The following is a 6,811-nucleotide window of genomic DNA, read 5'->3' on the forward strand; positions in this document are numbered from 1 at the left end:
GCCGATGCTTAAATTTCGTTCGCCGGTGCCTTGGCCATCACATGAGAAGGATCTTATGACGCGTTTTTCTGCCATTGCCGTGGGCGACGTTGCCGTCGCCATCCGTCGCTCGCCGCAGGCCGGATGCCTGCCCCGGAAGCAGTCATGAACGCCGGTCCGCTACAGGCCCCGGGCCTGCCGTTGACCGCCGGGCAGCGGGACATCTGGCTCGACCAGCTCAGTCGCGGCGACTCGCCCTTGTACAACATCGGCGGTTATGCCGAGTTGCGCGGCCCCTTCCGTCCCGAGTTGATGCAGCGCACCGTGGAACTGGTGGTGGCCCGGCACGACGTGCTGCGCACCGTGCTGTCCCGCGAGGGCAGCCAGGACGGCCTGCCGCTGCAGTATTTCGACCGCCACTGGCCGGTGCAGCTGGCGCTCCACGACCTGTCCGATGCCGCCGATCCGCTGGCCGCCGCCCGAGTGCAGATTCAAGGGCAGATGCAGCAGCCGTTCGCCCTCGAAGGCCAGCGGCTGTGCCGTTTCTCGTTGTTTCGCCTGGGCCCCGAACATCACCTGATGCAGGCCGAGGCCCATCACCTGATCCTCGATGGCTGGGGCTTCGCCCAGTTGTCCCAGGCCCTGGGCGAGGTCTACGGCGCCCTGTTGCAGGGTGAGCAGCCGGCGGCCGAGGCGCCATCTTTCAGCGACTTCGTCGAGGACGATGGCCGCTACCACCAGTCCAGCCGTTACCAGCGCGACCGCGACTACTGGCTGGCCAAGTACCACAGCGTGCCGGAACCGTTGCTGCGTCCGCGCTATCGCCCCAGCGCCACCGACGAGACCCCCGGCGGGGCGCTGGTACAGGCTTTCCCCGCGGTGTTGCACGAACGGATGAAGGCCCTGGGCAAGCAGCTTGGCGGCTCGGCTTTCCATGTACTGCTGGCCGCACTGCATGTGTATTTCACCCGGGTCGACCAGCGCCGTGACTGGGTCCTGGGCATGCCGGTGCTGAACCGGCCCAACGCCGCCTTCAAGGCCACCATCGGCTCCTTCACCCAGGTCAGCGCGGTGCGCATGGACTTCGCCCCGGACCTGACCTTCGAAGCCCTGGTGATGGCAGTGCGCGACAGGTTGAAACAGGATTTTCGCCACCAGCGCTTCCCCTTGAGCGAGCTCAATCGTGCCCTCGGCCTGCTGCGCGAAGACCGCACCCAGCTGTTCGAGTTGTCGCTGTCCTACGAGGTGGAGAACCTGGACTACCGCTACGGCGAGGCCAGCGCCTCGTCGGTCAAGGTTTCCAACCGCCACGAACCGGAACCCCTGGCCATCCACCTGCGCAGCAACAGCTTCGAGGACAGTGCCTGGATGCACTACGTCTATGACCGCCGGTATTTCCAGGCCGAGGAGATCCAGGCCATGGCCGGGCACTTGCTGCACGTCCTGGAGCAAGGGCTGGAAGACACAGGTTTGCCGATGCAGCGCTTCTCGTTGCTCACCGACGCCGATCGCGCCCGCCTGGAGCAATGGAATGCCACCGGCCAGGCGAACGCCGCCGAGCAGCGCATCCATGGGCGGATCGAGGCCTGGGCCGAGCGCACCCCGGAGGCCATCGCCCTCATCGCCCAGGGCCAGCAGCTCAGCTATGCCCGGCTCAACCAGCAGGCCAACACCCTGGCCCGGCACCTGCAGGCCCTGGGCGCCGGCCCGGATGAGCGGGTGGCCATCGTGGCCCGGCGCAGCCCGCAAACCCTGGTGGGCTTGCTGGCGATTCTCAAGGCCGGCGCCGGCTACGTGCCCATCGATCCGGCGCACCCGGCCGAGCGCCTGGCCTACCTGCTGGAGGACTGCGCCCCGGTGGCGGTGCTGGTCCAGCAGGACCTGCGCCAGCGCCTGCCGGCGTTGTCGATGCCAGTGGTGGAACTGGATAGCCAGCAGTGGCAACCGGGGACCGTTGCCAACCCGCAAGTGCCGGGGCTGACGCCGCGGCACCTGGCCTATGTGATCTACACCTCGGGCTCCACCGGCCTGCCCAAGGGCGTGCAGGTGGAGCACCAGAGCTTGTCTGGCCTGGTGGACTGGCATTGCCAGGCGTTCGACCTGGGCCCGGGCCGCCACAGCTCATGCCTGGCCGGTTTTGGCTTCGACGCCATGGCCTGGGAAATCTGGCCGACCTTGTGCGCCGGGGCGACCCTGCACCTGGCGCCGGTCAGCGACGGTCCCGAGGACCTGGATCGCCTGCTCGCCTGGTGGCACGCCCAGCCCCTGGATGTGAGTTTTTTGCCGACCCCGGTGGCCGAGTACGCCTTCAGCCGCCACACCGGCCATCCGCACCTCAAGACCCTGCTGGTGGGCGGCGACCGCCTGCGCCAGCCACCTGCAGCCCAGGGCTTTACCCTGGTCAACAACTACGGCCCCACCGAAGCCACGGTGGTGGCCACTTCCGGGGTCATCGAGCCGGGCGGGGCGCTGCACATCGGCCGGCCGATCGCCAACACCCGCATCTATCTGCTGGACGAGCAGCAGCGGCCACTGCCCATCGGCATTCCCGGCGAGCTGTACGTTGGTGGCGCCGGAGTGGCCCGGGGCTACCTCAATCGTCCCGAGCTGACTGCCGAGCGTTTCCTCGACGACCCGTTCAGCGAAGTGCCGGGGGCGCGCATGTATCGCACCGGCGACCTGGCATGCTGGCGCCACGACGGCACCCTGGAGTACCTGGGGCGCAACGACGACCAGGTGAAGATCCGCGGCCTGCGCATCGAGCTGGGGGAAATCGAAACCTGCCTGGGTCGCCATCCGGCCCTGCGCGAGGCGGTGGTCCAGGCCCGCGACGGCCAACTGGTGGCCTGGTTCAGTGCCGACGGCGAGGTGCCCATCGGTGAGCTGCGCGAACACCTGCTGCAACGCCTGCCGGACTACATGGTGCCGATGGCCTATGTGCGGCTCGACGCCTTGCCGCTGACCGCCAACGGCAAGCTGGACCGCAAGGCCCTGCCGGCGCCGGACCCGCTGGCCTTGATCAGTCGCGAATACGAGGCGCCCCAGGGGCCGCTGGAAACCACCCTGGCGCGGCTCTGGGCCGAAGTGCTGCAGGTCGGGCGGGTCGGGCGCCAGGATCACTTCTTCGAACTGGGCGGGCATTCGCTGCTGGCCTTGCAACTGATCCAGCGCATGGATCAGGAAGGCTTGCAGGCCGACGTGCGAGTACTGTTCGGCCAACCGACCCTGGCCAGCCTCGCCGCCGCGGTGGAGCAGGGGGCCGGGTTGCAGGTCCCGGCCAACCGTGTGCCGCCGGGCTGCCAGCGCATCACCCCGGACATGCTCAGCCTGGTGGATCTGGACCAGGACAGCATCGACCGGGTGGTGGCGACGATTCCCGGCGGGGCGGCCAACGTCCAGGAGATCTATCCCCTGGCGCCTTTGCAGGCCGGCCTGCTGTACCACCACATGACCTCGGTCCAGCGCGATCCCTACCAGCAACATGCGCTGTTCGCCTTCGCCCGCCGCGAGGACCTGGACGCCTTCGCCAACGCCTTGCAGGCAGTGATCCAGCGCCATGACATCCTGCGCACCAGCCTGGTCTGGGAAGTGCTGGAGCCGGCGGTGCAGGTGGTCTGGCGCGAAGCCCGGCTGAACCTGGAAGAACTGCGGCCGGTGGCAGGCGAACCGGTGCTCGAGCAATTGCGCCGGCACTTCGATCCACGCCAGCGGCCACTGGATATCCGCCAGGCGCCGATGCTCGCCCTGGCCTGGGCCGAGGACCGGCCACAGGGGCGCTGGCTGGCGCTGCTGCGCTTCCATCACCTGGTCAACGACGCCACTTCCACGGCGGTGCTGATGGCGGAGATCGGCGCCCACATGGACGGCCGCCAGCAGCAGTTGGCCGCGCCTTTCGCCTACCGCGAATACGTGGCCCGCACCGGCCTGGACCAGGAGCGCCACGCCGCGTTCTTCCGCCAGGCCCTGGCCGGAGTGGATGAGCCGACCCTGGCCTTCGAACTCAAGGAGCGCCCCGGCGAGCAAGCGGACCACGAAGAGGCTGGGCAGTTGCTCGACGCCGGCTTCGAGCAGCGCCTGCGCGAGCAGGTCCGGCGCCATGGGGTCAGCGCCGCCAGCCTGTTCCACCTGGCCTGGGCCCTGGTGCTGGGACGTACTTGCGGCCGCGACGACGTGCTGTTCGGCACCGTGCTGCTGGGACGCTTGCAAGCCGGTGCCGGGGCGGACCGGGCCCTGGGCATGTTCATCAATACCTTGCCCCTGCGCCTGGAACTGGCGGGGCTCAACGTCGTCGACGGGCTGCGCCAGGTCCAGGAGCGTCTCAGCGCGCTCCTGGCCCATGAACAGGCGCCGTTGTCCCTGGCCCAGCGTTGCAGTGCAGTGGCGCCGCCGACCCCGCTGTTCAATGCCTTGCTCAACTACCGGCACAACGTCGAGGCCGACGCCCAGGCGCTGTTGCAGGACCTGCCGGCCGGGGTGCAATTGCTCGCCAGCGAGGAGGTGGTCAGCTATCCGCTGATGCTGGCGGTGGACGACCTGGAGCCGGGCTTGCGCCTGGGTCTTCGCGCGCCCCGGCGGATCGGCGCGCAACGCTTGCTGGACTACCTGCAATGCACGCTGCAAAGCCTGCTGCAGGCCCTGGAGCAGGCGCCGGCGACATTCCTGCACGGCCTGTCGATCCTGCCCGAGACGGAGCGCACGCAGTTGCTGTCGGCGTACAACGCCACCGAGTCGGACTATCCCCGCCAGCTGACCCTGCATGCGCTGTTCGAGGCCCAGGTCCGGCGCACGCCCGAGGCCATCGCGGTACAGGCCGGCGAGCGCCGCTTGAGTTATGCAGAGCTCAATCGCCAGGCCAACCAGTTGGCCCATCACCTGCGCGAGCTGGGCGTGGGGCCGGACGTGCGAGTCGGGCTCTGCGTCCAGCGCAGTCCCGAGCTGCTGGTGGGCCTGCTGGGCATTCTCAAGGCCGGCGGCGCCTACGTGCCCCTGGACCCGGACTACCCGGCCGAGCGCCTGCACTTCCTGGTGCAGGACAGCCAGCCGCTGGCGGTGCTGGTGCACCAGCCGACCCACGGCTTGCTGGCGGATCTGGCCCTGCCGCTGCTGGACTTCGACGCCAGCCCCTGGCAGCACCAGCCGCAGCACGACCCGCAGGTGCCGGACCTGCAGGTCTCGCACCTGGCCTACGTGATCTACACCTCGGGTTCCACCGGCACGCCCAAGGGCGTGATGGTCGAGCACCGTGGCCTGGGCAACCTGATGCACTGGGGCTCGCAGCTGTGCCCGCAGTCTGCGGGCGGCACCTTGCTGCAAAAGGCCCCGTTCAGCTTCGACGGCTCGGTCTGGGAGCTGTTCTGGCCCCTGGTCACCGGCATGCGCCTGCTGCTGGCGCGGCCCGGCGGCCACCGCGACCCGGACTACCTGGCGCATCTGGTAGTGGAACAGCAGGTGACGATGATCAAGTTCGTCCCGGCGATGTTGCTGCAGTTCCTGCAACTGGAAGAGTCGAGCCAGTGCCAGAGCCTGACCGACGTGTTCTGCGGCGGCGGCGAGCTGACCGAGGCCATCGCCCGGTTGCTACGCCAGCGCCTGCCCCGGGCCCGCCTGCATAACGTCTACGGGCCTACCGAGGCCACGGTGGACAGCACGGCCTGGACCCTGGAGCCCGATGCGCCGATTCCGCCGGTGCAACTGCCCATCGGCCGGGCCATCACCAACACCCGGCTGTATGTCCTGGATGCCCACGACCAGCCAGTGCCACGGGGCGTCAGCGGCCAGTTGCACATCGGTGGCGTCGGGGTCGCCCGCGGCTACCTGGGCTTGGCGCAGTTGCAGGCCGAGCGGTTCATCGCCAGCCCCTTCGTCGCCGGCGACCGGCTGTACCGCAGTGGCGACCTGGTGCGCTATGCCGAGGATGGCAACCTGGAGTTCCTCGGGCGCAACGACTTCCAGGTCAAGCTGCGCGGCTTGCGCCTGGAGCCGGGGGAAATCGAGGCACGGCTGGCCGAGCATCCGGCGGTGCGCGAGGTGGCGGTGCTGCTGCGCGGCGAGCGCCTGGTGGCCTACTACAGCCTGCATCCGGGAGCCACGGAACCGGGGATCGAGACCTTGCGCGCCCAGGTCCTGGAGCGCCTGCCCGACTACATGGTGCCGGCGGCCTACGTGCGCCTGGACGCCTTGCCCCTGAGCGGCAATGGCAAGCTGGATCGCAAGGCCTTGCCCGAGCCCGGGGCCGATGCGGTGCTGGCCCGGGAATTCGTGGCCCCCGAGGGTGAACTGGAAACCACCCTGGCGCGGCTCTGGGCCGAAGTGCTGCAGGTCGAGCGGGTGGGGCGCCACGACCACTTCTTCGAGCTGGGCGGACACTCGCTGCTGGCGGTCAGCCTGGTGGCGCGCATGCGCCAGGAAGGCCTGCATGCCGATGCCCGGTTGCTATTCAGCCAGCCGACCCTGGCCGCGCTGGCGGCCAATACCCGCAGCCAGTTGCAACAGGTGGACATTCCCGCCACCACCATTCCACAGCTCAAGCGCCAGCGGCGCCTCTGAGCCTTTCGTACCTTCTGTCATGACCTTGGCGCGCCGGCCCGGATGCCGGCGCGCCGGCGTGACGCCAAGGGGGACAGGCCCGGGATAGTGTCCCGAGTTCCCATGCCAGACACCTGTGGAGGGATGTTTTAGCGTTCCTTCGCTGCGCCAGATCCTGGCTGTTGCGCGGCCCCCTGCACCCAAGGGGCGTGGCTGCTCGTGAAGTGGACAGCGGCCACATCTGAAACGTTGCATCTGAAACACGGACGTTCTCTTCAACCGTTTCCGAATCCTAGGCAGGTCACAC

1 protein-coding gene is annotated in these 6,811 nt (G+C 68.8%); it reads left to right on the plus strand.

The annotated features are described in order from the left end of the window. Nucleotides 1-144: 144 nt before the first annotated feature. A complete protein-coding gene (locus C4K40_RS11090) occupies nt 145-6,525 on the plus strand; it encodes a non-ribosomal peptide synthetase (protein ID WP_053138386.1) in 6,381 nt (2,126 codons plus the stop codon). Nucleotides 6,526-6,811: the final 286 nt, after the last annotated feature.

This window comes from Pseudomonas sp. CMR5c (genome assembly GCF_003850545.1).
Classification (GTDB): Bacteria; Pseudomonadota; Gammaproteobacteria; order Pseudomonadales; family Pseudomonadaceae; genus Aquipseudomonas; species Aquipseudomonas piscis.